The organism is Bacteroidota bacterium (assembly GCA_016721765.1).
Lineage (GTDB): Bacteria > Bacteroidota > Bacteroidia > UBA4408 > UBA4408 > UBA4408.
Map to the genome: position 1 here is coordinate 1,151,645 of JADKHO010000001.1, position 25,870 is coordinate 1,177,514.

At 38.6% G+C, this 25,870-nt stretch carries 21 protein-coding genes; 6 read left to right on the forward strand and 15 right to left on the reverse strand.

What is annotated here, in order from left to right; genetic code table 11:
• Positions 1-6 precede the first annotated feature (6 nt).
• The 7 genes from IPP32_04070 to IPP32_04100 form a co-directional block, all read right to left on the reverse strand.
• Positions 7-471 carry a hypothetical protein gene (locus IPP32_04070; protein ID MBL0047257.1) on the reverse strand — a complete coding sequence of 155 codons (465 nt, stop codon included), beginning with the start codon at positions 469-471 and terminating at the stop codon, positions 7-9.
• Position 472: 1 nt separating this feature from the next.
• Positions 473-670, reverse strand: coding sequence for a hypothetical protein (locus IPP32_04075; GenBank protein ID MBL0047258.1), 198 nt, complete (start codon positions 668-670; stop codon positions 473-475).
• A gap of 12 nt (positions 671-682) precedes the next feature.
• Positions 683-1,447 (reverse strand): Fe-S cluster assembly ATPase SufC, encoded by a 765-nt coding sequence (gene sufC, locus IPP32_04080; GenBank protein ID MBL0047259.1) that lies wholly within the window; start codon positions 1,445-1,447, stop codon positions 683-685.
• A 35-nt stretch (positions 1,448-1,482) separates the two neighbouring features.
• A complete protein-coding gene (gene sufB / locus IPP32_04085) occupies positions 1,483-2,922 on the reverse strand; it encodes a Fe-S cluster assembly protein SufB (GenBank protein ID MBL0047260.1) in 1,440 nt (479 codons plus the stop codon).
• 71 nt (positions 2,923-2,993) lie between these two features.
• Positions 2,994-3,470: a hypothetical protein gene (locus IPP32_04090; protein MBL0047261.1), complete on the reverse strand. Its 477-nt coding sequence runs from the start codon at positions 3,468-3,470 to the stop codon at positions 2,994-2,996.
• Positions 3,467-3,721: a hypothetical protein gene (locus tag IPP32_04095; GenBank protein MBL0047262.1), complete on the reverse strand. Its 255-nt coding sequence runs from the start codon at positions 3,719-3,721 to the stop codon at positions 3,467-3,469. Before IPP32_04095 ends, IPP32_04090 begins: the two co-directional genes overlap by 4 nt.
• Positions 3,678-4,004, reverse strand: a complete 327-nt coding sequence (locus IPP32_04100; protein ID MBL0047263.1) for an iron-sulfur cluster assembly accessory protein — start codon at positions 4,002-4,004, stop codon at positions 3,678-3,680. The genes IPP32_04095 and IPP32_04100 overlap by 44 nt, the downstream gene beginning before the upstream one ends.
• A 217-nt stretch (positions 4,005-4,221) precedes the next feature.
• On the opposite strand from IPP32_04100, the gene thiL reads away from it, so the two are divergent.
• Positions 4,222-5,268 carry a thiamine-phosphate kinase gene (thiL, locus tag IPP32_04105; protein MBL0047264.1) on the forward strand — a complete coding sequence of 349 codons (1,047 nt, stop codon included), beginning with the start codon at positions 4,222-4,224 and terminating at the stop codon, positions 5,266-5,268.
• Between the two features lie 18 nt (positions 5,269-5,286).
• Here the strand turns inward: thiL and plsX are convergent, their stop codons facing one another.
• The 4 genes from plsX to ruvB form a co-directional block, all read right to left on the reverse strand.
• A complete protein-coding gene (gene plsX, locus IPP32_04110; GenBank protein MBL0047265.1) occupies positions 5,287-6,228 on the reverse strand; it encodes a phosphate acyltransferase PlsX in 942 nt (313 codons plus the stop codon).
• A gap of 73 nt (positions 6,229-6,301) precedes the next feature.
• Positions 6,302-6,487: a 50S ribosomal protein L32 gene (gene rpmF / locus IPP32_04115; protein ID MBL0047266.1), complete on the reverse strand. Its 186-nt coding sequence runs from the start codon at positions 6,485-6,487 to the stop codon at positions 6,302-6,304.
• A 29-nt stretch (positions 6,488-6,516) separates the two neighbouring features.
• A complete protein-coding gene (locus IPP32_04120) occupies positions 6,517-7,080 on the reverse strand; it encodes a DUF177 domain-containing protein (protein MBL0047267.1) in 564 nt (187 codons plus the stop codon).
• A 113-nt stretch (positions 7,081-7,193) separates the two neighbouring features.
• A complete protein-coding gene (ruvB, locus tag IPP32_04125) occupies positions 7,194-8,228 on the reverse strand; it encodes a Holliday junction branch migration DNA helicase RuvB (GenBank protein MBL0047268.1) in 1,035 nt (344 codons plus the stop codon).
• 114 nt (positions 8,229-8,342) lie between these two features.
• Between ruvB and IPP32_04130 the strand changes: the two genes are divergently transcribed.
• Positions 8,343-8,732 (forward strand): septal ring lytic transglycosylase RlpA family protein, encoded by a 390-nt coding sequence (locus tag IPP32_04130; protein ID MBL0047269.1) that lies wholly within the window; start codon positions 8,343-8,345, stop codon positions 8,730-8,732.
• 1 nt (position 8,733) lies between these two features.
• On the opposite strand, the gene IPP32_04135 is transcribed toward IPP32_04130, so the two are convergent.
• The 4 genes from IPP32_04135 to IPP32_04150 are packed head-to-tail and all read right to left on the reverse strand — an operon-like array spanning position 8,734 to position 16,770.
• Complete coding sequence (locus IPP32_04135) at positions 8,734-9,822, reverse strand: GNAT family N-acetyltransferase (protein MBL0047270.1); 1,089 nt, start codon at positions 9,820-9,822, stop codon at positions 8,734-8,736.
• Positions 9,782-10,645, reverse strand: a complete 864-nt coding sequence (locus IPP32_04140) for a DUF3473 domain-containing protein (GenBank protein ID MBL0047271.1) — start codon at positions 10,643-10,645, stop codon at positions 9,782-9,784. The genes IPP32_04135 and IPP32_04140 overlap by 41 nt, the downstream gene beginning before the upstream one ends.
• Positions 10,646-10,648: 3 nt before the next feature.
• Positions 10,649-10,873, reverse strand: coding sequence for a hypothetical protein (locus IPP32_04145; GenBank protein ID MBL0047272.1), 225 nt, complete (start codon positions 10,871-10,873; stop codon positions 10,649-10,651).
• A gap of 14 nt (positions 10,874-10,887) precedes the next feature.
• Positions 10,888-16,770 carry a lamin tail domain-containing protein gene (locus IPP32_04150; protein MBL0047273.1) on the reverse strand — a complete coding sequence of 1,961 codons (5,883 nt, stop codon included), beginning with the start codon at positions 16,768-16,770 and terminating at the stop codon, positions 10,888-10,890.
• A gap of 157 nt (positions 16,771-16,927) precedes the next feature.
• On the opposite strand from IPP32_04150, the gene IPP32_04155 reads away from it, so the two are divergent.
• From IPP32_04155 to IPP32_04170, 4 genes are all read left to right on the forward strand, one after another.
• Positions 16,928-17,902 carry an aspartate-semialdehyde dehydrogenase gene (locus IPP32_04155; protein ID MBL0047274.1) on the forward strand — a complete coding sequence of 325 codons (975 nt, stop codon included), beginning with the start codon at positions 16,928-16,930 and terminating at the stop codon, positions 17,900-17,902.
• A gap of 210 nt (positions 17,903-18,112) precedes the next feature.
• Positions 18,113-19,264 (forward strand): serine hydrolase, encoded by a 1,152-nt coding sequence (locus tag IPP32_04160; GenBank protein ID MBL0047275.1) that lies wholly within the window; start codon positions 18,113-18,115, stop codon positions 19,262-19,264.
• Positions 19,265-19,279: 15 nt separating this feature from the next.
• Positions 19,280-19,684 (forward strand): hypothetical protein, encoded by a 405-nt coding sequence (locus IPP32_04165; GenBank protein ID MBL0047276.1) that lies wholly within the window; start codon positions 19,280-19,282, stop codon positions 19,682-19,684.
• Between the two features lie 358 nt (positions 19,685-20,042).
• Complete coding sequence (locus IPP32_04170; protein ID MBL0047277.1) at positions 20,043-25,850, forward strand: proprotein convertase P-domain-containing protein; 5,808 nt, start codon at positions 20,043-20,045, stop codon at positions 25,848-25,850.
• The last annotated feature ends 20 nt before the right edge of the window (positions 25,851-25,870 follow it).

Here is a 25,870-nt window from a genome sequence, read left to right on the forward strand (position 1 = left end):
ACTTAATTAGTTTCTTTTATTTCTTCTTTTTTCCAACTCTTCAATATCTGCTTTATCCTTCAATCTACTTGTACTTAACTTATTTTTTTTTAAATCATTATAATGAATAAAATATAAATCAGTACCCTCAAAATTAAACTTTTGAGCATTTGGAAAACACTCATCAAATAAGACTCCATCGATTGAATTTAAAATATCAATTCGAAATGGTTCATTTCCAAAAAAACCACCAGACAAAGGTGTTTCAGATAAAAAATCGGCTTTCACAAACAAATTTTTCGGTGCCGGAAATTCATTTAAAACAAGCATCATTCGTTCCGCATTTTGTTCGGAAATTTTTATCCAAATGTCTAAATCACCTGTATATCTTGGGTGTCCATGAAAACCAACTGCGTAACCTCCAACTATTAAATAGTCAACTTTGTGAAAATTGAGAAGTTCTATAAACTCTTTGAAGTGCTTAGTCAACATTTTATTTCCTCAATCCAAAAACAGTCATATCAACATGCTTCGATTTACCGAAAAGTTCGAGGTATTGCTGTCTTAATATTTCAATTGCAGTTAATCTCTCTCCTTCTGTTCTGCTCATCCAATCTTCGAAATTAGTTTCCCATTCCTCTCTTGAAGAAATCTTTTTTCCGGTTAAAAATGCTTTCGATTTGGGCATCATGATAAAGTTAAATTATGCATTTGCAATTTCTCCTAGTTCTTCTTTAATCCAGTCATATCCCTTCTCCTCCAACTCGAGCGCTAATTCTTTGCCTCCCGATTTCACAATTTTTCCTTTGTATAATACATGCACAAAATCAGGAATTATATAATCGAGTAAGCGCTGGTAATGGGTTACAACAATGGTCGCGTTTTCATTTGTTTTCAGTTTGTTTACTCCATTTGCTACAATGCGCAAGGCATCAATATCCAAACCGCTATCCGTTTCATCTAAAATAGCCAAACTCGGCTCTAACATGGCCATTTGAAAAATTTCGTTGCGTTTTTTTTCACCACCGCTAAACCCTTCGTTCACGCTGCGATTTGCTAATTTTCCATCCAGTTCAACCAATTTTTGTCTTTCTTTTACCGTTTTTAAAAACTCTTTTGCTTCAATAGCAGCAAGGCCTTTGTGCTCGCGAATGGAATTAATGGCAGTTTTTAAAAAATTAATATTGCTCACTCCCGGAATTTCAACAGGATACTGAAAGGCAAGAAAAACGCCTTCTCTAGCCCTTATCTCAGGATCCATTTCCAATAAATTGTTGCCTTTAAAAATAACTTCACCTCCGGTTACTTCATATTCGGAACGCCCTGCCAATACTGCTGCCAAGGTGCTTTTGCCGGAACCGTTTGGGCCCATAATGGCATGCACTTCACCGGCTTTCACTTCCAAGTTTATTCCGTTTAATATTTGCTTACCCTCTACTTTCGCTTGTAAATTCTTAATTGATAACATGTTGTTTTTATTCTATTTGTTAATGCTATGCCGGTTTATCCAACACTGCCTTCTAAACTCACACTTAATAATTTTTGTGCTTCTACTGCAAACTCCATGGGCAATTGATTAAACACATCTTTACAATACCCATTCACAATTAATCCAATTGCTTTTTCTGTGTCAATTCCACGTTGCTTGCAATAAAAAATTTGGTCTTCGCCCACTTTCGAGGTGGTTGCTTCGTGCTCTACGATTGCGGTTTTGTTATTGATTTCGATATAGGGAAAAGTATGCGCACCACATTTATCGCCCATCAGTAAACTATCGCATTGGGAAAAATTACGTGCTTTATCTGCACCTTTAGCAATTCGAACTAAGCCTCTGTAACTGTTGTTGCTCTTGCCACACGAAATACCTTTGCTGATAATCGTACTTCTTGAATTTTTTCCCAGATGAATCATTTTTGTTCCGGTATCCGCTTGCTGAAAGTTATTGGTTACGGCAACCGAATAAAATTCTCCTACCGAATTATCTCCTTTTAATATAACACTTGGGTATTTCCAAGTTATTGCTGAGCCGGTTTCTACCTGTGTCCAGGATATTTTTGAATTGGTATCGAGGCAAATTCCACGTTTTGTAACAAAATTATAAATACCACCTTTCCCGTTTTTATCGCCGGGATACCAGTTTTGAACGGTGCTATATTTCACCTCTGCATTGCGGTGCGATATGATTTCAACAACCGCTGCATGCAATTGATTTTCGTCGCGCATAGGAGCGGTGCAACCTTCGAGGTAACTCACATAAGCATCCTCATCAGCAACAATCAAGGTTCTTTCGAACTGACCAGTTCCGGCAGAATTAATTCTAAAATAAGTGGAAAGCTCCATCGGACAACGCACCCCTTTGGGAATGTAGCAAAATGAACCATCGGTAAACACAGCTGAATTAAGTGCTGCGTAAAAATTGTCGGTATAGGGCACAACCGTTCCCATGTATTTTTTAATCAGCTCGGGATGCTCTTGCACGGCTTCACCAAAAGAACAAAAGATAATTCCCAACTCCGCTAATTTTTCTTTAAACGATGTCTTAACTGAAACACTATCCATTACAAAATCCACCGCCACTCCGCTTAATCTTTTTTGTTCTTCGAGCGAGATTCCAAGCTTTTCGAATGTTTTAAGAATTTCGGGGTCTACTTCATCCAAACTATTTAAGCTTACTTTTTGCTTGGGTGCTGAATAATAAATAATTTCTTGAAAATTAATTTCAGGATAATGCACATGCGCCCAGGTGGGCTCTTTCATTTTTTGCCAGTGTCGAAATGCCTTTAATCGGTATTCCAACATAAATTCCGGCTCATTTTTCTTTTTAGAGATAAAACGAACAATGTCTTCGCTCAAACCCTTGGGCGCATTGTCGGCCTCTATATCTGTCACAAAGCCATACTTGTACTCACTTTGCGAAATTTCCTCAAATAGTTCGTTTGCCATTTTTTAATCAGTTTGCAGTGGGCGGTTTTTAGTTCGTTATAAGGTAATTACTATTTGCGATCCGCCCATTGCTAATTTAAATGTTCCTTAATCTTTTTTAGTTGTGCTGTATCTTCTATATCCTTTGCTCTTTTCGATTGTTCTTTCTCTCGAATCAAGGTGTTAATATGAATTACATTTACTTTAATAGTGTGTGTTAATTCATATTTCTCACACAAATCATAACTCTGCTTAAATTCACTTTGATGCACAAATTGCAAGTCGCTCATCAAATCAATATAAATTCCGTTATCTAATAATATCTCCGAAAAACCAGCCAATAAAGGATGTTCAAGAAATAATTCTGCACTTTCTACACCATAATTTTTAAGTGCGTTTACTAAGTGCTGTCGATTCTCTATACTATCTTCTAACCACACATCCACATCGCCTGTTGTTCGAGAGTAACCATAATAGTTAACGGCTACACCCCCAACCAATAAATATTTTACTTCATGCTTGTTGAGCAAATAAAAAAAAGTTGCAAGCTCTTCATTTAATACATTCATCTTTTCACACGTAACACCAGGCCTTTTGCTTGTGGTTGTTTCAACGGCTTTTTGCTAAATGCCTGAGCTGTTTCAATCAGCAAAAATAGTTTCTCAATTCGCTGCTTCGGACTTAGTAAAAGATTTTCGTTTAAGCGTCTTTCCTCAATGGAAGCAAGGTTGGCAGATGGATGAATAATTAATTTCGGCACAATTAGCTCAATTGAGTTAAACACTAAAACTTTCACCACATCCGCAGGTTCTGCTGGCATTTGGATTATTAAACACAAATCCTTTTCCGTTTAAACCGCCGGTATAGTCCAATTCGGTTCCTATCAAGTACAAGAAACTTTTTTTATCGACTGTAATTTGAATTCCTTTATCCTCAAAAATCTGGTCACCTTCGCGTTTTTGGTTGTCGAATTCTAATTTGTATGACAATCCGGAGCAACCGCCGCCTTCCACACCTACACGAATAAATGTTCCTTCGGGACGGTTTTCATTTTTCATTAATGTTAATGCATGTTGTTTTGCATTTTCTGATACTGTTATCATGTTCATTTCGTGTTAAAATGTACTAAACAAAGGCCATTTGGACGTTTCAAATCCGCTCCTTCAATGCCCATAAGCCCCTTACCTTATTTAGATTAAATCTAAATGCTCCACAAAAATACCTAAAAAAAGGTAGAGCAGCAAATCAAACAGGCATCAAATAACTGATTTGACAAAGTTTTGTGATTTTTGGGATACTAAAAAAAATTACTTTTGCGCCATGGCAGAAAATAACAGTAGAACCGAGTTAAGTGAATTGGGTGAATTTGGAATTATTAAACACCTGACAAAAAATATTGTTTTAAAAAATGAAAGCTCAATTTTGGGAGTGGGCGACGATTGTGCAGTTATTGACTACAAGAACAAGCAAACTGTAGTAACTACGGATATGCTGGTAGAAGGTGTTCATTTTGATTTGATGTATGTGCCGCTAAAACATTTGGGCTACAAATCGGTGATGGTAAACCTTTCGGATGTGTATGCCATGAATGCCACGCCACGACAAATAACGGTTTCGATTGCCATGTCGAATCGTTTTTCGGTAGAAGCATTGGAGGAATTATATGAAGGAATATATTTAGCCTGTGCCAAATGCAATGTGGATGTGGTAGGTGGAGATACTACCAGTTCGACCTCAGGATTAGTAATTAGTGTAACAGCTATTGGTGAGGTGGATGCTAAAGATATTGTTCGAAGAGATACGGCAAAAGAAAGCGATTTACTTGTAGTTTCTGGCGATTTGGGTGGAGCTTATGTGGGCTTGCAATTGCTGGAGCGAGAAAAGGAAGTGTATAAAGCAAATCCTAAAATTCAACCCGATTTGGAGGGGAATGATTATATTTTGGAGCGGCAGCTAAAGCCAGAAGCCAGGATGGATGTGCCCGAACTCTTAAAAAAATTAGATGTATTGCCCACCTCCATGATTGATATATCGGATGGCTTATCTTCCGAAGTTTTGCACCTCTGTGAATCCTCAAAAGTTGGCTGTAATTTGTATGAAGAAAAAATTCCGCTCGATCCCACCACCATCAATATGGCACGCGAATTTAATTTAGATCCAACCGTGTGTGCACTTAGTGGGGGCGAGGATTATGAATTGCTTTTTACCATCGATTTAAAAGACTACGACAAACTGAAAGGGAATCCCAATTTTACCATCATTGGCCACATGACAGCACAATCGGCCGGAGCCAATTTAATTGCCCGCAATGGAGCTTTGTATCCAATAACCGCGCAGGGATGGGATGCTTTGCTGAAAAAGGAGTAATCTAAATTGAGGAGCGAATTAATTAAAAGCCTCCTTAATTTTTTCAGGAAGTTTGGCGTTAATAACATCTTTGCTGAGCAGCAACATGTTTTTAATCGCAATGGGATTAGATATTCCGTGTCCTATCAACACATTGGCATTCACGCCTAAAATGGGGGTTCCGCCGTAGTTTTCATAGTTAAAACGATCAAAAAATTCATCGCTTCTTCCGCGTTTTTTGATTAAGGTATAAAAGGCTTCCGCTTCTTTTAGCACCACATTGCCGGTAAATCCATCGCACACAATAACATCTACTGCGCTGCTAAAAAGATCGCGCCCTTCCACATTTCCAATAAAATTAAAATGAGTGGAGTCTTTCATTAAGGCATGCGCAGCTTGGCTTACTAAATTTCCTTTTTCGGCTTCTTCGCCGATATTTAATAAGCCCACTTTTGGATTGTCAATTTTGTACACACTTTTTGCTAAAATATTTCCGAGCATCCCAAACTGATATAATACATCGGGCTTGCAATCGGCATTTGTACCCACATCTAAAATTAAACCTACGCCACCATCTTCTTTTGGTAAAACAGAAGTAATGCAAGGGCGAATAACTCCGGAAATAGATTTTACACTAAACATAGACCCTACCAGCATAGAACCGGTATTGCCGGCGCTGGCAAATGAATCTAATTTACCTTGTTTTAAAAGTGAAAAGCCCACCGCAATGCTGGAATTGGGTTTTTGTGCTAAGGCTTTAGTGGGGTGTTCGCCCATCCCAATAACATCGGGAGCGTGAACAATATCAAAGAGTGCAGCATTACCGCCTTCTTCAAGGAGTGTTTTTTTAATGATTGCTTCATCGCCTACCAATACTATTTTGATAGCCGCTGAATTAAATTCTTTTTGAGCGAGGATAGCCCCGCTAATGGTTGCTTTCGGGGCAAAATCGCCACCCATTGCGTCAATACCTATTCGCATAGCACTGAAACAGTTTTAAAAAATGAAAGATGCCCGGGAGCATCTTTAAAATTTAGTGAAAGCATCGAAACAATTACGCTTCTTTACTTCCCTTCATTACCTTTTTACCGCGGTACATACCGGTTTCGGTATTTACTCGGTGATACAAGGAAACATCACCTGTAGCTTTGTCTACAAATAAAGTGCTTGGAACTGCATTGTCGTGCGTTCTTCTCTTGTCTCTGCGCGATTTCGATATTTTGTGTTTGGGATGTGGCATGTTACGTTATTTTAATAATTATGGATATTCTATTTACTCTTTTTACTTTTTAAACTAATATTTTTTAAGGCATCCCAACGGGGGTCTGTAGCCTGTTCTTTCTCTTTTTCCGCTTGCTGAAACTGATTCAGCTTTTTTATTACCTCCTGATTACACAGGCTGGTATCGTTCAAAATTTCGCAAGGAATTTTTTGAAGCGGCATCAGCAAATTCATGTATTCATATATGTATTGTGCAATATCTAACTCCGTTTCCGAAGGCGGAAGCACAATTACTTCATCTTCATTTTTAGGGTCATGTTCTCGTTCTTCGCCAAACTTAACGATAAGCTGTTGTTCCCCTTTCACAGGGATAAAGTTCTCATTTAAACAACGGTCACATTCTACTTGAACCTGGCTGTTAAACTTAAATTTGAGTGCCAACATACCGGATTGTTTTAGCAATTCGACCGTTAAATCAATCTTGGCTTTCTTAATATCTGACCCACTAAACGCGGGTTCTTCAAAGAACTTACTGTCAATCGTATAGTTGAATTCGTGCAGCCCTTGGCTTAAACCCGAAAACGAAATCTTAAATTGACTTAAATAACCCACCGTTTCCTTATTTCAAAAAGGACGGCAAAGGTAGAATTTTTTTTTAAACTACAAAAACTGAGAGACTTCTATTCTTTAGAATAAATATGGGATATATCAATGCACCATTTAAATTACACAGCAGTATCAAACAAACTCCCTTTATCTTGTCTTGGGATTTTGCCTAAGTGCTTGTAAGCCAGTTCGGTTGCTTCTCGTCCGCGAGGAGTGCGTTTGAGGTAACCTTCTTGAATAAGGAAAGGCTCATATACCTCTTCTATGGTATCTCCTTCTTCACCAACTGCTGTTGCAATGGTGGTAATGCCAACCGGTCCCCCTTTAAATTTATCTACAATGGCGGTAAGAATTCGGATATCCATCTCATCTAAGCCGTTTTTATCCACATTTAAGGCATTGAGTGCAATTTGTGCAATGTGCATATCAATTTTTCCGTTGCCTTTTATTTGTGCAAAATCGCGGGTACGGCGCAGCAGTGCATTGGCAATACGCGGTGTTCCCCTGCTCCTGCGTGCAATTTCGTAGGCAGCAATTTCATCAATCTCCACTTTTAAAATTTCACAGGAGCGTTGAACAATTCCGGTTAATAATTTAGAATCATAATATTCCAGTCTCGAATTGATTCCGAATCGCGCCCTGAGCGGGGACGTTAATAAACCTGAGCGCGTGGTGGCACCAATTAAGGTAAAGGGATTTAAATTAATTTGAACACTTCGTGCGTTAGGACCGGAGTCAATCATGATATCGATCCGGTAATCTTCCATGGCCGAATACAGGTATTCTTCTACCACCGGACTTAAACGGTGAATTTCATCAATAAACAACACATCGTTTGCCTCCAAATTGGTAAGCAATCCGGCTAAATCGCCCGGTTTATCGAGCACAGGGCCGCTCGTAGTTTTTATATTAACTCCTAAATCATTGGCAATAATATTGGCTAAGGTGGTTTTTCCTAATCCGGGAGGTCCATGCAGCAATACATGATCGAGTGATTCATTGCGTTGTTTTGCAGCTTCCACAAATATCCGCAAATTGTCCACCACCTTAAATTGACCCATAAAATCGTCAAATTGAGAAGGGCGCAATACTTTTTCGATTTCCTTTTCGGTACTCGAAAATTCAGCACTACTAGGATCTAAATTGGGGTTCATTTGGCTTTGTACTATCAGTTCAGCAAAAATAGGAAATTAAACGGGGCATCGCTAAAAAAGCAAGTGAATACTGTTTTCGATTTATTTACTATCTTGAAAAATATTTCGAATTGGATGGCAAAATTTTTTCAACTATTAGCGGGGGCAATTTTGGGGATGTTATTGCTTAGCAATGGCCGATCCATAGCACAAACAGACTCCCAATCAGATTCCATTTCCTTTGGTCGCGCAAGTTATTATCACAACAAATTTGCAGGTAGAAAAACATCCAGCGGGGAAATTTTTTCGCAACAAAAGTTAACTGCTGCGCATAAAACGCTACCCTTGGGAACCTACGTTAAGGTGACCAATTTAAAGAACCGAAAAAGTGTGGTGGTAAAAGTAAATGACCGCCTCCCTCAACATTCTAAGAGAACAATAGATCTTTCAAAAGCGGCAGCACAGGAATTAAATATGATTAAGAGTGGCTTGGCAAAAGTTAGTCTCGAAATTGTATCCAAATAAGCTACAACACATCCCAATCGCTTAAAGTAAAATTCCAATTTGCTGCTGCGAGCACCTCAGCTTCGTTTTCGGTTACATTCTTACCTAGCAAGTGCAAGGCCCTGGGATTAAACTTTTCGGGGATTTTTAGAAAACCGCTTTTTAAAAACAGCTCATTGTTTGTGTTGGAGGTGGAGGTGTAAAACATACCGAGTTTTTCTTTAAAATAAACACTGCAGTTTTTGCGTAAGTGCGCCATAAGTTGAGCAAAATCTATTGGAGACTTGCCTGCAAAATCGAGTACAACTGCGGCTTTACTTCCTAATAAATCTTCTATCGAAATAATGGCAGCAGCAACCATAACCCCATCTTTAGTGGCTGAAAAAAAATGCGGTGTGCCATGTGGTTTTTCCTCGTATCGCCAATGGAGGTAATCGTAATCGCGAAGCAAAGCGTTTTTAAACTGCGTATTAAAAGCCAGAAAAAGATCGACCATTTCAGGATTTAATTTTTCTTTCAATTCAATTTTATAATCAGCTTGTAAGGATGGAACTTTGCTGCTGTAAAAAAAATCCGAAACTACTCCAATAACTCTATGGATGTTGAGGAAATTGATTTTTGCCGCAATAATATTTTCTATTTTTACAGGTAAAATAAAAGTGCTGAAAGTTTCAATTTTAGTGTATCCGTTGTACTTTAAAAACGTGTGAATGCTTTTTCCATTCGGAAAGGTGTAAATCATGTTTACATCACTTTTCAAGAGTTGTTCGGTCGCATATTCGGCGAGTTTTCGAAACACGCCTTTTCCTCTGGCAGCTTCACTTACACCCACATCTTGCACCATGGCAATTTTCTTTTTAATACCGTTTAACTGCGCCACATAAACAGGGCAATGGTAGTAACCAAGAATAGCTGCTCCTTCTTTGCAGAGGTAAATTTGGGGCGCAGCATGCGGCAAAAGGTAATACTTCCACATCCATTTTTGCAGGTCGTATTTATCGGCATGAAGCGAATCTCCGTCACGCAGCACCTTTGCCATCAACCGAATTAACGCTTCACGATCCTTTTCTTCAGCTCTGCAAAACGTTAAGCCCAATGCTTTTGATGTCATGTTTTTTTTGATAATTTTTTACCACTTCGCTCACGGTTCCAAATTTGAAATGCGTAAGCAGTTTTTCGGTGGAAGGCAGTGTTTTGCTTAGACGTGTATAGTGGGTGAATTGAGCTTTTCGTTCAATTTTTATTTTAGGATGTGTGGGATCGTATTCCCAAGGATGAATGTAAAACATGTTGTATTTTTCATTCTTGGTTCGCTTTTTTATTCCATTGTTGGTGAAGGAATAGGGAAAGAGTCGAAAATAGGCACCACCAATTGCCCAACGTTTGCGCAAGTATGTAAAAGTGGATACCGGAAATTCCAAGATGTTAGCTTCTTTAATTTTAAAGATTTCATCCGGACAACTTGCAATGCCATAGCGCCAAGTTTTAATGGGCGATATGGAGCAATCGATTTTGTAGCCTTCTTCGGCCAGAATTTCCAAAGCCCATAAACTTTGTGAAGTGATGGAAAAGAAGGGAGCGCGATAACAGGTTACCTCTTGTGCAGTTAAATCTTCGAGGATGTGCTTGGTGTCGCGAATTTCTTTGCGGAATTGTTCCGGACTTAGGTTGTAAACTTTTTCGTGTGAATAGCCGTGTGAAGCAAGCTCGTGACCGGCAGCAGCCAATTCCTTTATTAATTTGGGATATTCTTTTGCCACCCAACCTAGGGTAAAAAAAGTTCCTTTAACCTGGTGCTTTTGCAAAGCATTGAAAACCGGATAAAATCCTTTCTCAATGCGTCTTTCATAATTGCTCCAATCGCTGAATGGAAGCTCAATACCGTGGTACCAATCTTCGAAATCAACTGTAAAAGCATTTGTTATTGCTGTCATATCTCAATAAAAAACTAACCAAACAAAAACAGAAGTGAGCATAAAAAGGATTGATTTAGCAATTTCTTTGTAGAGTCTTTTGAGTCGTGTTTTTCTATTGTTTTCATCGTCTTCTCTGAAATCTTTTATCCCTAAAAGCAAAAATATCAATCCCACAAAAAAAGGAATAAATACCATGAGCGGCACATGAAACATACGAAGGAGAACTGCAATGGCAAAGTAATTCATACTAAAAATCAAGATTATAATTTTGCTCCTAACACACAGGTCTTTTTGTATTGACGCGAATTCCCGTTTAAATCAAAAACCTCAACCAATATTACATAAATTCCTATTCGGGCTTTATCTCGATCGTTCGTAATTCCATCCCACGAATAGGTTCCGGCATTACCCCATAATTCATTTTTTACCAGACTTCTGATAAGGCGACCTTTATCGTCAAAAATACTGATACTGCCTGCATATCCCGGAATATCTGTTTTGTAGGAAATGTTTACTACATCTTGGTATCCATCGTTATCAGGCGAAAAAACTTCCGGTTCAATACTTACTTGATCATTTGCACTACTGGCATTTTCGGTGTATTGTGAATTTTTATACGAGGGAGTTGCAAAGCCCACATTTTGTGAGGCTGAATGCCAATTTAAGCCATCCTGTGTACTTCTATCAAAATTAATTCGCTCGAGCGAAACGCCTTTGGTAGAAACCAATAGCGGGAATTGCCATGAATCATAATAATGCAAATCGTCAATAATTTTTTGTTGCGGCGTACTTAATACCACTGTTCCATCCGAAATATTTAAAGATGGAATACCAGGCATTTGCCAGAAACCTCGGGGGTTGGGAGTATAATATTGATAGGTTATAATTTCAGAATTTTCGGAAAGCACAAGATACTCGCCGGGAAGCAACATGTAGGTTTCTGTTCCGGGAGCAATAGTATATAGGCTTTTTAATTCGTTTGTAACAGTGTCTTTTGAAGATAGAATCAACTGCGACAAATCAAGTACTTTTGTGGAACGATTGTAAAGTTCAATAAAATCGGTACCACCACTAATTGGGTCAAATAAAACTTCGTTTATAACCACATCGTTGTATTCTGCTTCTTCCCACAATCCAAAGCGTGCGGAATTGTAATTGCTTATTGAATTGCCCGAACAATCTTTTATGTTCGTATTAACCGTTACGGTGTAAATTGTTTTTAACTGCATCGCAATTGGTAAAACAATATTCACAGAGGTTGAGTCTGAGTCTAAAGTAAAGCTTGTACCGAAAGGTAAAACAATTCCATTGTCAAACGTATAGGTGTTAATATCTACTAAGGCCGCATAGCTCACAGGTTCATCAAAAAATAATTTTACACTACTGTTTGAAGTAACAATTGCCCTTAGCAGGCTTGGTGCTTCTGTATCGGTAAATGTACCGAGCACTGAATTAGGTTTTCCCGGTGTTCCACCTTTAGGGTTGGTAGAAGCAATCCAGTTTAATTTGTTGTAACAAAGAAAGTCCATATCAATAAGTTCAAGGCTCCAACCTCCAGCTTTCTTAGTGTTATTGCGGTACCAAGTATCCGAATAATTTACTTCATCTACCAAAAAGCCTAAATTGTTTTTGAGGAAAATGTGATCGCCGGTATTGTTCAATGAAGGAAAAGAACTTAATCCAAACACCGCTATGTTGGTAGGGAACAGTAATACATTTGAAGTGCTGGTTAACACCACAAAGGAATCGGGAAATAAAATATAGTTGGTAATATTTATGGTTCCGGTGGTATCGTCTTTAATGCTCCATCCGCCAATATTAATTGGCTCGTTGCTTCGGTTATAAAGTTCGATATATTCAGCATTGGGCAATCCGGAAGTTGTGGTAGGACTGCTGTAAATTTCCGTAATAATGATATCTTTTTGATGGGCAATGTAAGGTGTGTAATACACAAAATTAATGCTAGCAGGACTTACTAAATTACCTGAGCAATCGGAAAGGGTGGGAACGGTAATGGTATAGGTTTGTTGTGAAGATAATGCGATTCCTAGTGTTAAGTTTACACAGGTAAAATCGCTGTTGGCCAAAACATTTATTGGATTGCCGATTGAGCCATTAATCATATAATTGCTTGCAATAGAAATTTGGGAAGCATCAATAGCTTCACTAAAACAAAGCGATACGTGCAAAGAATCAAGTGCAAAAGCACTGATTATTTGTGGGGCAATTACGTCAGGAGCGGTTGAGTAAACGCTGTTCAGGGCGCCCGGAGTTCCGCCTAAAATGGCATTTGAGGCAATCCAGTTGGCTGTAGGAGCACAAGATGCATTTAGGTTAGGATTAATTAACTCTAAGCTCCAACCACCGGCAGCTTTAACAGCATCTTGGTACCAGGTATCTGAATAAGGAACAGAGTCAATTATTGAAATCAATCCATCTCTCAAATACAAATGATCACCGGTGTTGTTCAAGGAAGGGAAGGATGAAATACCTAGCACATTAGTTATTCCTACAAATAAGGCCGCATTTGTAGTGCTGCATATAACCACGAATGAATCGGGAAGTAATACGTAATTTGTTAAATTGGGGGTTAGCGAAAGAATATCGTCATGAAAGCTCCAATTGTTTAAATTTATGGGATGGTTGCTGCGGTTAAATAACTCAATATATTCGGCGTTAGGCAAACCCGAACTAGGATTATTGCTAGCATAAATTTCGCTAATAATAACATCTTTGTAATTCGCCAATACCGGAGCAAAATAGGTGAAATTTACAGTATTGCTGATAAGTAAATTTCCTGAGCAATCGCCTATTGAAGTAAAGCTTAGCGTGTTGAGTTGTTGACTGGTTAGACTTGTTGCTAAGGTTAAAGTAACACAGGTAAGATCGCTGTTGGGCACTACAGTAATTGGATTTCCAATTCCATTGTTGATGGTATAATTGCTAAGAATTCCTATTTGATTCGCATCAATAGCTTCACTAAAACAAATACTTACGTGAACAGAATCATCGGCAAAAATACTCAGCAAGGTGGGTGCGGTTATATCCGGAAGTGTTGAGTAAACTGAGTTTTGAACGCCGGGTGTTCCTCCGGTTGGATTAGTGGAAGCAATCCAATTGGCTGCCGGAGCGCAATTCAATGAAACATTGGGATTAATTAGCTCTAAACTCCAACCTCCGGCTGCTTTTACAGCATCCCTGTACCAAGAAACAGTATATGGCACGGAGTCGATAATCGTAACTAAATCGCTGCGCAAATAAATGTTATCTCCCGAATTATTAAGCGCAGGAAAGGAACTTACCCCAAGCACATTCGAAATTCCGGCAAATAGCGGAACATTTGCAGTGCTGCATAATACCACAAAGGAATCGGGTTTTAAAATATAGTTGCTAATGTTGGGCGTTACCACATTTATGTTGTCGTGAAAACTCCAATTGTTTAAATTAATGGGATTGCTGCTGCGGTTAAAAAGTTCAATGTATTCGGCATTGGGTAAACCCGAGGTAGCATTTGGGCTCGAGTATATTTCTGAAATGATTATATCTTTTGCGACAGCCACAACCGGCGCAAAATAGCTAAAATTGATGCTGTTAGGACTGAGCAAATTTCCTGAACAATCACTTAGATTAGTAAAACTAAGTGTGTTAATTTGCTGTGAAACAAAATTAGTTCCAACGGTTAAATCAATACATGAAAATGAATTATAAGCGCTTACAGCAGTTGGTGTGCCAATACCATTATTGATGCTGTAATTGCTGCTGATAGCAATTTGTGCTGCATCAATGGCTTCACTAAAGCAAATGCTTACATGTAATGAATCGGAAGCAAGAATGCTAATCACTGCAGGTGCTGTAATATCAGGAGCATTCGAATAAATGGAGTTCTGTGAACCGGGAGTACCACCGGAAATGTCAATGGCAGCACTCCAGTTTCCATCGGGTGCACAAGTTACATTTGCATCGGGATTAATTAATTCCAAACTCCAACCCCCTGCTGCTTTTGTTGCATCGTGGTACCAAGAAGTAGTGTAAGAAACCGAATCAATTATGGTACTTACATCGTTTCGCAAATAAATATGGTCACCACTATTATTCAAGGTAGGAAAGGAAGTTATACCCAACACATTTTGAAATCCCGCAAACAGCGCAACTGAAGTGCTGCTGCAAAGTACCACAAAGGAATCGGGTTGTAAAACATAATTTCCAATATTGGGAGTAAGCGTAAGCAAGGCATCATGAAAACTCCAATTGTTAAGGTTTATGGGAGCATTGCTGCGGTTAAATAATTCAATGTACTCGGCATTGGGCAAACCGGAAGTCGCATTTGGACTGGAATAAATTTCGGTAATAATTATATCTTTTGGAGCAACCGGAACAGGCGCAAAATAAGTGAAGTTGCTGGTATTCGGATTGATGTTATTACCCGAACAATCACTAATATTACTAAAGCTGAGCGAGTTGGTTTGTTGAGAAATAAGATTAGTTCCTAAGGTTAAATCAACGCAAGTTAAAGAGGCATTAGCAGCAACAGATAACGGATTTCCGACTCCATTATTGATACTATAATTCGCTGTATTTGCAATTTGACTAGCATCAATTGCCTCACTAAAACAGATAGTAACATGAAGTGAATCCGTTGCAATACTGCTAATTGCCGAAGGTGCGGTAACATCAGGAGCAATTGAAAAAACAGAATTTTGTGCACCAGGAGTACCACCCGTCAAATCGATTGAAGCAATCCAGTTCCCTGAGGGTGCACAGTTCACACTCAAATTCGGATTGATTAATTCCAAAGTCCAACCACCTTGTGCCTTTGTTGTATTTTGATACCAAGAATCCGAATAATCAACCGAGTCAATAAAATTTCCAAGATTGTTTTTCAAGTAAATTTGATTGCCACTGTTTACAAGTGATGGAAAAGAAGCAACTCCCATAACATTACTGTAAGCCGAAAACAAAGCCAAATTCGTGCTGGAACAAATTATTAAAAAGGAATCGGGTTGAAGCACATAGGCTCCAAGATTAGCAGGTGCAGCAACCGGATTGTCTGTAAAACTCCATTGATTCAAATCAATTGGGTTAGCACTTCGGTTAAAAATTTCTAGAAACTCTGCATTTGGCAAACCTACTAAAGGTGTGGGATCGGCCATTATTTCATTCACAATTACATCTTTAAATCCTGCAACAAAAACAGCAGTATAAGTAAAGGTTGTTGTATCGGCAATTAATGTGTTTGCAAATAAATCCTGGATACTGTCCACCACAATAGAGTCTAAAATTCCATTGGGGAAACTGCTCAAAAAACTAAGGTGAACAACTTCTAAACTTGATGCATCTCTTACAGCGCTTGCCGGACTACCAATACCATTGTTGACCGCATAATGCGTTGTGTTTTGGGCAGAAATGGGATCAAGCGCTTCGCTAAATAAAAGATCAACTTGAGTGCCGGATATTACGGTTGCGCTCAGCAAATCTGGCGCTGTTGTATCAACTACAGCCACCGGTGTAACCGTAAAATCATCAAAAAAATATTTGTTAAAATTTGCAGCAGAATAAGTGATTTTTACTCCAAAAAAAGCAGCTGTTGAAACCGCCGAATTAGTTACCGTTCCTTGCACGGCGTAGGCACTGCCGGTTCCTGTAAAGTCAGCTTCCAAGGTCCAGAGATTGCTTGCATTGCGTGTTACTCTTACTTTGGTAGGATTGTTTGATGAACTGGCAAGTGTGGTATTCGGGCCATCAATAATTAATGTAGCGGTTCCATTCACTAATTGATATAAGCAAACATCATCGCTTGTGTTTCCGAGCCTAACAAAATAGCCGTTTTGGGCAGTTAATAGGCTTGCAGAATCGGCTGCTAAAAAAACATCTATAAAATTTCCGGATGAAGTTGCCAGTTTTGGGTTGGCAAAAAATTCCCATTGTGCGTTTTGTGCTAAAGCAGATGACGTAGATAGGTAAATGGTAGTTGGTGTTACTCCGGGTCCATTGCTGTTGAGCTGTCCAGTTGTTATAGTCCAATCGGCTGTATTTCCAAGCCATGTGGGATTGGAAATAAAATCGCCATCTGTGAAATCATCTGAAAATTGGCAATATGCCCAAATAGGATGAAGAATAATAAAAAAAAGTAGAATTCGTTTCATTGCTTGCTGTTGCTTGAAGGGTAAATATAGTATTTTTGTGAAAGATTTTTTTTGGGAATTAAAATTTGGATTAATTATTCCATTAAAGTGTCCACAATTTTTGATATGATTTTAAAAGTACAGCCTATTTAATTAACTAAATCAAAGATAATCGAACATGAAAGTTGCAGTTGTAGGGGCCACCGGATTAGTGGGGACAATGATGATTAAAATTTTGGAGGAAAGAAAATTTCCTGTCTCGGAATTTATTCCGGTAGCATCTGAAAGGAGTATTGGAAAGAAATTGAATTTTAACGGGAAAATGTATCCTGTGGTCGGCATGGAGGAGGCAATTGCGATGAAACCGCACATTGCACTTTTTTCGGCAGGTGGTAATACTTCTTTACAGTGGGCGCCAAAATTTGCTGAAGCAGGAACAACCGTAATTGATAACTCATCGGCTTGGCGCATGGATCCTAATAAGCAACTGGTGGTGCCGGAAATTAATGCAGAAGTACTTACGCAAGGCGATAAAATAATTGCCAATCCCAACTGCTCCACTATTCAAATGGTAATGGTTTTGGCACCTTTGCATAAAAAATATCACATTAATCGTATTGTGGTTTCTACCTATCAATCGGTTACAGGCACAGGGGTGAAGGCGGTTACGCAGCTCATGAATGAACGTGCAGGCATTGATGGTGATATGGCCTATCCGTATAAAATTGATTTAAATGTTATCCCTCAAATAGATGTGTTTTTAGATAACGGTTATACCAAAGAGGAAATGAAAATGGTTAACGAAACGCGAAAAATTTTGAGAGACGATAGCTTGCGCGTTACCAGCACCACTGTGCGTATTCCGGTAATGGGAGGACATTCGGAAAGTGTAAATGTTGAATTTGATAAAGAGTTTGATATTAGCGAAGTGAAGCAAATTTTAAGTGCGTTTCCCGGAGTAGTTGTGGTGGATGATATTACACAATTAAAATATCCCATGCCCAAGGATGCACATAATAAAGATGAAGTTTTTGTGGGTCGTTTGCGGCGCGATGAATCACAACCCAAGTCGCTAAACATGTGGATTGTAAGCGATAATTTGCGCAAAGGAGCGGCAACCAATGCGGTTCAAATTGCAGAATATTTGAGTTAACAAGGGTTTGGTTTAGTATACTTGAACTTAACTTATTAAATGATGCAATTGCATGCTTTTATGATGATGGTTGTTAGATCAATTCATTGTTTTTTTGTGCTTTTAAATGAATGGATGATTTGCAATAAAGGTGACTTCCATTTCAAAAATTACTATTGCGATTCCCAATTAAAAATCCGTAATTCGAAATAAAAATCCGCTATGAAAGTGATTAGGAAGATTGTAAAATGGATTGTTATTCTCTTGGTGTTGCTTTCTTTACTCATCGTTATTACCGGAAAAAGCTACCTGTTTAGAGCCGTTGCAAATACTTACCTAAAGGGGCGTTCAGGACCTTCCATAAGTGAGTATAAAATATTCAGCAATCACAAAGTTGAGGTTGACTCAGCTCAAGAGTGGGTGCCTTCGCGAGATTACAATCTACAAAAATTATCGCCAGCACACAGGGCTGAGGTCGAAAAATATAAAACTATTGCATTCTTGGTAGTAAAAAACGACTCAGTAAAATATGAGGAATATTGGGATGGATATAGTGATACATCGCATACCAATTCGTTTTCGATGGGTAAAAGCATCGTTAGTATTCTTACCGGAATTGCAATTGATGAGCATAAAATAAAAAGTGTAGATGAGCCTATTGGCGATTTTTTGCCCGAGTACGCAAAAGGTGCGAATGCCAAAGTCACAATTAAGCATCTGCTAACAATGAGTTCGGGGATTAATTTTGATGAAAACTACGTGAACCCATTGGCCTATCCGGCAGCAGCATACTATGGGGATGATTTGCAAGCGCTTACATACAAATATCATGTAACCGAAGAACCCGGTAAAGTTTGGAATTATTTAAGTGGTAATACGGAATTGCTGTCTTTTATTGTTGCAAAAGCCACCGGAAAAAGCCTTAGTGTGTATGCTTCCGAAAAACTTTGGAAGCCAATGGGAGCAAGCCATCCGGCTTATTGGAGTTTGGATCATGAAGGAGGAGTCGAAAAAGGATACTGCTGCTTTAATAGCAATGCACGAGATTTTGCACGTTTTGGATCGCTTTATTTACATGAAGGGAACTGGAGAGGAAATCAATTGGTTTCGAAGGATTATGTGCGTCAATCAGTAACTCCTGCGAGTTTAATTGACGATAATGGTCAAAAGAACATTAAGTATGGTTACAGTTGGTGGCTTTTAACGTATAAGAATCACATAATTTATTATATGCGTGGAATTTTAGGGCAGTATGTATTTGTTATTCCCGATAAAAACATGGTGGTGGTGCGTTTGGGCCACAAACGCGACACCGAGAAGGTGAATGATCATCCAAAAGATGTGTATGTGTTTTTGGATGCAGCATTTGAAATGGATAAGTAGTTTTTTTAAATAATTATGATAAAAGATATTCCTGAATTAATTGTAGAAGATGTGGCCTTGGCCATTGTCAAAGAAGAGAATGAATTAGCAGAAACAATTTGGAACTCCTATTTAATTAACCTTAAAAACGACAAGCTCGACGCTGTGTTAGTGACTAGCACCGGTTATGGTTTTTTGAATGATGAAAAAGTAAATACTTCCACACTTCGTCATTTTTTAGACAGTGTTGAACCCAAATCATTTGTAAAGATTGAGCCAATAATCGAGGATGTATTCGGTTTGAACAATGAATACTGGGTAAGCTTTTATTTGGGTAAAAATCTTTACGATAAAAAATTTATTTTTCTTGCTGAAACAATCCTCGAAGAAAACTTAATTCATGTCCCTGTTATTAACAAAAGGGGAGTTATGATCAAGTAAATCAACCCATTAGTTTTCAACACCCAAGCCCAATTTTTAATGAAGTTGGCATCCCTATAATGGTAAGTGCCTGATTAACAGGTAAAAAACATCCAAAAAATAATTTTAGTATCATGTTATATTAGTTTAATCGTCGATTAAACTAATATAATTATCGATAAAACAGAAGTTAGGGGTGTGAAATACCTAACTTCGCAATCTCATTTTATCGATTAATGAAACCTATTGGTCGCTTAAACCGTAAATAGGTCAGGAAAATTAAAAAATAAACTACTTATTGTTTGTAAAAGCCCTCTAAATAAAGGGGTTAGGCAGTTAAGCATTTTTTTTACGATTCCATAAATTAAATCAAACTAAAATGAAAACACTAAGGTATTTTGAAAATCAAAACGCTAAAAAACAAAAAACCATGAAAACAAGTGAAACCTTTAAGAAAGTCTATCTTGCGCTATGCCTAATTATCGCAATTATGGCAAAAAATGCGAATGCACAAACACCATTGTTTTCGCAAAATTTTAGCAGCTCGAGCACACTTTCGAACTATGTGAGTGGCAGTCCAAACAACGGGCAGTTTAATGCTATAACTGTATCAGGTGGACCAACTGCTACCATAACAGCTAATGCGCTGCAATTTGTCCGCAGTGGAGCAGGGACAGCCAGCTTTGCCCGAACAACAAATTTTAGTCCTGTGCCATTAGGCATTATTTACAAATTCGACTTAACTATATCGAATAACAGTTCAACCAATACGGTTGCGAGATGGCAGGTTGGGGATGGGTTCAGCACCTCTAATAGTGTTCAAAGTAGTAACGATTGTTATGCGCAATTTGCAATTGATTTTAGAAGCAGCAATAATTATAGAATTAATGATGTTACCAATGGTGATACATATTCCAATATAAGTGGATCGGTTAAAACCGTTACATGGGTATTGAATAATTCAGGAAATACATTATCGTATAATGCCCCTGATGGAACTGTTAAAACAGTTTCCAACAATCGAACAGATCTTTGGGTAGGTACAACACGCTACATTAGCGGACAACAAGTGGATGATAATGGAAATATTGAAGATATAAAATTTGTTTATTCAGGATCGTCAGGCACGATAACTATGGACAATATTAGTATTACACAGTTCATTCCAATTGTTACCACACAACCTAGCGCCTCGGTTACAGCTTGTGTTGCAAATTCAGTATCTTTTTCTGCAGCAGCAAGTGGCTTACCTACACCAACTGTTAAGTGGCAAAAAAACATTAGTAGTGTTTGGACCGATATCTCCGGTGCTACTTCATCTACTTATACAATACCATCTCCTGTTAGTGGCGATGCAGGACAATACAGAGCATTATTCACCAATAGTGAAGGTGCAACACCGAGCAATACATCCACACTTACGGTTAACGCAAGCCCAACAGGGGGCGTTGTAAATTCAAGTACATCGGTATGCAGTGGAACAAATAGCGGAAGCGTAACACTTACAGGCAATACTGGTACTGTGCAAAAATGGCAATCTTCCACCAATGGCGGCTCAAATTGGAACGATATAAGCAATACCAGCAATAGTCAAAACTACTCCAATATAACGTTAACCACAATGTACCGCGCTGTTGTCATAAGTGCAGGTTGTACCGCAAATTCAGCATCCGCAACAATTACTGTTAATCCATTGCCAACGAGCTATAACGTTACCGGAGGCGGAGCTTATTGCGTTGGTACTTCTGGAAAATTAGTTGGATTAAGTAATTCACAATCGGGTGTAAATTATCAATTAAAGTTGGCTGGTGTAAATGAGGGATCACCTCTTGCCGGAACCGGTAGTTCAATTTCGTTTGGGAATCAAACAGGGTTGGGTAATTATACAGTTCAAGCCACTTTTGTTTCCACCGGATGTACCGCCACTATGAATGGTGCTGTATCCATCACTACTGTTCCAAATCCAACAATTAGCTTGGCTAAAACAGCAGACCCAAGTTGTTATGAGGCAGAGTTAACTGCCACTAATGCAGGCGGAACAATGGGTCCGGTAAGTGCAACGAATTCTACATCTGCAACGATTTCCAGTTCAGGAACACCTACAATTACCCGAACTATTACATTACCTTCAGGAATAATGAGTGCTGCATCAAAACTAACTCTAACATTAAACATTGATCACAGTAGAGTTGGAAATTTGGTTGCTACTTTAATTAGTCCATCTTGTGGCCAAACCGTTATCTTTAATCGTCCTGGCGGAACTACCAACCAAGATAATTTAATAAATTCAGCCGATTATGTATTCACTTCTTCAAGTTCAACAACGTTTCCTGGATCAAGCGGTGGAAATGTGCCTACCGGAACTTATCAAGCAACCTTTACTGGGCTCACTTTTCCATGTAATAACGTTGCAGGAGTTTGGACTTTACAAATTGAAGACAAGGAAAATAATGGAGGAGGCGATTTAAACAGTTGGTCGCTTTCTATTAGTGATGCTTCCGGATATACCACTGTATTTAACGGCCCCGCTACGATTGGTGCTGTGTCCTATCCTTCAATTTCAACAGCAAAAGTAATAGTTTCTCCACTCAATGGAATGAATAATTATACAGCCACAACAACAGATTATTTGGGCTGTGTTTCGGCTACTTCTAACATCGTTTCAGTAAATATATCTCCATCAATCACTATTATTGACCAACCGGTAAGTCATCCAGTTTGCATTGATCAAACAGCAACCTTCTCGGTTCTTGCAAACGGTACAGGATTAACGTATCAATGGCGAAAGGGGACTACACCAATAGTAGATGGGGGCCGATTTTCAGGGGCATTAAGTAATACACTGACTATCTCAAATACACAAATATCAGACGCTGCTAGTGATTATAACGTGATTATTAGTGATGCCAATTGTTCACTTAATTCTTCAAATGCTGAGCTTACAGTTAACAGTTTACCGAATAGCCCAACAGTAACTCCAACCAGTACTACAATTTTTCTGGGTGGCATGGAAACGTTAACCGCTCAATTGAGCTCAGCTAATGCAACATTTGGCACAGGTAATTCAACAAATAATTCAACAAGTTTTCCGGCAAGCTTAGGAACCTATTATGGAGGAGCTAGACACCAAATCTTAATATTGGCTTCAGAATTAAGTGCTCAAGGAATACTTGCAGGAGAGCAAATAAAGAGCCTTTCATTTGATATCTCAAACACAAACAATGCTGACCCTATGCAGAATTATACCATCAGCATTGGAAATACTGCTCTTAATACGTTAACTTCAAGTTTTGTGAATGGGTTAACACAAGTGTATTCGAATGTGTCCTATACAGCTTTAAATGGGGTAAATGATTTTGTGTTTTCAAGTCCTTTTACTTGGAATGGAACCTCAAATATTATTGTTGAAACAGTGTTTAATAATAATTATTTGGGTACAACCGCACATCCTAATTGTGCCGTAAAATATACTACAACTGCTGGTTTTACAAGTGTAAATTATTCGAGAGCTGATAATGCAGGTGCTGGAAATGCTCCAATTTTGGCACTTACCTCAAACGGCACAAGCAACAGAAGACCCAATATGGTAATTGGACATAGTATGCCGGTTTCATTCGATTGGAGTCCGGTAACAGGATTATTTACAGATGCAGGCCTAAGCAACCCATATGCTGGAGGAAATTACGATGTGTTATACGCACAACCAAGCACAACAACAAGTTACGCAATTAACACAATTTCTTCACAAGGTTGTTCTTCAGCAGCAGCAGCAACAGCGATTGTGAATGTAGTAACCACACCGCCAAATTGTGTTACGTCAACAGTTAATGGTGCAGCCTGTATTACTTCGGCAAGTTTAAGTTGGACGGCTGCCACCAACTATCCGTCTGGGTATTATATTTATGTTGCAAAAGATGACCCAATGACCGATTTTATTATTTACATGCAAGATGTAGGGAATAATTTAAGCTTCAATCTCCCTTTGTTGGAGGCCAATACTACCTATTATTATATAGTTGCTCCATACAATTCAATTGGAGAAAACACAAGCTGTGTTGCGAGTTCGTTTGTTTCAGGTATAAGTCAGGCGGTGACTCCAACTCAAAATCCTAACTCCTACACACTAGGGGCTGAGGGTGTAACTGTACCGAATTTGCCTTGTGGTGTAACCAAAGAAAATTATGATGGAATGGGTACCAGTTCTTGGTACACTTCAACTACGGCGCCACAAAGTGGAACCAATCATATGCGTATTGATAAAAATTCAGATAATGCTACATCGTTGGATGATTGGTTCTATTCACCGGCAATTAATGTTACAGTTGGAAAGGTGTACCGCATATCTTGGTATGATAGAATAGCCAATGGATCTGTTAATGAAACATATAAAGTTTATATTTCCAACTTAGGAGATGCCTCAACAATGGAAGGTTCAGCACCTAGTTATATTGGGAATGTTAACACTACTACCTATACTAAAAGAACAGCTACAGATTATCTAGCAACCGGGACCGGACAAATTTATTTTGGTTTCCGTGCTACAAGTCCTGGTGGAGTTAGTCAAGGAAGTATTTTTATTGATGATATTCAAGTACTTGAAATTCCAGTTCCTGCATTAATCCCAACTTCTTGCACCACACTTCCAAGTATGTACAACCAAATTTATGTTCAACCTGTATTAGGGGCTACAAATTACCGCTATAAAATTGTAGGAACCGGTGGTCAGTCAGGTTATAGTTTTGAACATTACCGTAACAATTCTAACATTGACTACCGTATGAAATGGGCACCAGGGGTTATTTATGGAAATACATACAATATTTCTGTGGCTTATTATAAAAATGGTTCTTGGAGTCCTTACGGTGCTTCTTGCCCGGTGACGTTAGGAGCGTTTCCGCAAATTAAATTGCGCGATAATTCAGCAACAGTGGCAGGTCCATGTGATTATACCATTGATGATTTGAATGACAGATTTCTTACTGATTCAGTATCAGGAGCGAATGATTATGAATATAAAATTGTAGAGAATGATGGCGGAAATACATTTGATTATGATCATACTTGGAGAAGAGGCAATGGAAATTTAGATTTTCGCTTAGTATGGGCATATCAATCTTCCCCGCTTATTGATCGTGTTCGATTTGGCTATAGTTATGATGTAATGACAAGGGCATTGGTTGGTAAAACAGGCCAAAATTTTGGAAGCAGACCAGGAGAATGGGGCCCATTTGGTGTTGCGTGTAAGTTAGACCTAACTCAGGTTTCTCCTACAACTTCATTAACCAATTGCAATGTCACTTTGACTTCGTTAAATGATCAAATATTTACAACTCCTGTTACAGGTGCAACAAATTATGAGTATGAATTTACAGCTCCCGGATATACTGTTGTGGCATACAGAACGAATGGGAATACTGATTTTCGTTTAACCTGGATTCCAACCTCTCCAATGACACCGGGTGGAGTAAAATATGCTACTACTTATTCGGTGCGTGTAAAACCGTATGTTGGAGGTGTTTGGTTAAATTATGGTGCTCCTTGTTCCGTTACAACTCCAGCGCCGCCATCAACATCGATATTAGATATTTGTGGCACTACACTTGGGGTAGGACGCTTTGGCGCCTTCTTAAATTGTACTGCAGTACCGGGTGCTAGCATGTATTCATATAGAATTACCAATGTGGGTGGAGTTCCTTATCAGAAAGTGTTCTATAATTATAATTCCAACACAACTTTTAGTTTAGCGAGTACCTTGGTATGCTGTGGACAACAAAACATGTTGCCCAATTCACAATACACTATCGAAGTAGCATATTATGCAGGAGAATGGAGTGCATTTGGCCCGGCATGTAGCTTTACAACCGGAGCAACAATACCACGCTACTCACCATTTTCGACAGAAGGAGAAAGCACAGCAACGGGCGTACTTAATTTGAATGTTTACCCGAATCCTGCAGCTGTTGATAAACAATTGACAATTGAATTGCAAGGCATTGAGACAGCAGGTGAACAAGTTGAGTTTTCAATTATTAATATAGTGGGAGCTAAAGTATTTACTTCTAATGTGAATACACAAGACGGTGCAATCTTAACTATAAAGCCGGAAGTTGTGTTGACTGCAGGAGTTTATATGGCAGAAGCACTAACGAATGGTTCAGTTTATAGAGTGAAGTTCGTAGTACAATAATTAAAATAAAATAAAAAAGC

Coding starts and splice junctions, on each gene's coding strand:
- ruvB (MBL0047268.1), bottom strand. CDS start 8,228: ATGAACCCCAATTTAGATCCTAGTAGTGCTGAATTTTCGAGTACCGAA.
- sufB (MBL0047260.1), bottom strand. CDS start 2,922: ATGGCAAACGAACTATTTGAGGAAATTTCGCAAAGTGAGTACAAGTAT.
- IPP32_04090 (MBL0047261.1), bottom strand. CDS start 3,470: ATGAATGTATTAAATGAAGAGCTTGCAACTTTTTTTTATTTGCTCAAC.
- IPP32_04145 (MBL0047272.1), bottom strand. CDS start 10,873: ATGAATTACTTTGCCATTGCAGTTCTCCTTCGTATGTTTCATGTGCCG.
- IPP32_04165 (MBL0047276.1), top strand. CDS start 19,280: ATGATAAAAGATATTCCTGAATTAATTGTAGAAGATGTGGCCTTGGCC.
- IPP32_04150 (MBL0047273.1), bottom strand. CDS start 16,770: ATGAAACGAATTCTACTTTTTTTTATTATTCTTCATCCTATTTGGGCA.
- IPP32_04095 (MBL0047262.1), bottom strand. CDS start 3,721: ATGCCAGCAGAACCTGCGGATGTGGTGAAAGTTTTAGTGTTTAACTCA.
- IPP32_04170 (MBL0047277.1), top strand. CDS start 20,043: ATGAAAACACTAAGGTATTTTGAAAATCAAAACGCTAAAAAACAAAAA.
- rpmF (MBL0047266.1), bottom strand. CDS start 6,487: ATGCCACATCCCAAACACAAAATATCGAAATCGCGCAGAGACAAGAGA.
- IPP32_04070 (MBL0047257.1), bottom strand. CDS start 471: ATGTTGACTAAGCACTTCAAAGAGTTTATAGAACTTCTCAATTTTCAC.
- IPP32_04075 (MBL0047258.1), bottom strand. CDS start 670: ATGATGCCCAAATCGAAAGCATTTTTAACCGGAAAAAAGATTTCTTCA.
- IPP32_04130 (MBL0047269.1), top strand. CDS start 8,343: ATGGCAAAATTTTTTCAACTATTAGCGGGGGCAATTTTGGGGATGTTA.
- IPP32_04100 (MBL0047263.1), bottom strand. CDS start 4,004: ATGATAACAGTATCAGAAAATGCAAAACAACATGCATTAACATTAATG.
- IPP32_04140 (MBL0047271.1), bottom strand. CDS start 10,645: ATGACAGCAATAACAAATGCTTTTACAGTTGATTTCGAAGATTGGTAC.
- thiL (MBL0047264.1), top strand. CDS start 4,222: ATGGCAGAAAATAACAGTAGAACCGAGTTAAGTGAATTGGGTGAATTT.
- IPP32_04155 (MBL0047274.1), top strand. CDS start 16,928: ATGAAAGTTGCAGTTGTAGGGGCCACCGGATTAGTGGGGACAATGATG.
- IPP32_04135 (MBL0047270.1), bottom strand. CDS start 9,822: ATGACATCAAAAGCATTGGGCTTAACGTTTTGCAGAGCTGAAGAAAAG.
- plsX (MBL0047265.1), bottom strand. CDS start 6,228: ATGCGAATAGGTATTGACGCAATGGGTGGCGATTTTGCCCCGAAAGCA.
- sufC (MBL0047259.1), bottom strand. CDS start 1,447: ATGTTATCAATTAAGAATTTACAAGCGAAAGTAGAGGGTAAGCAAATA.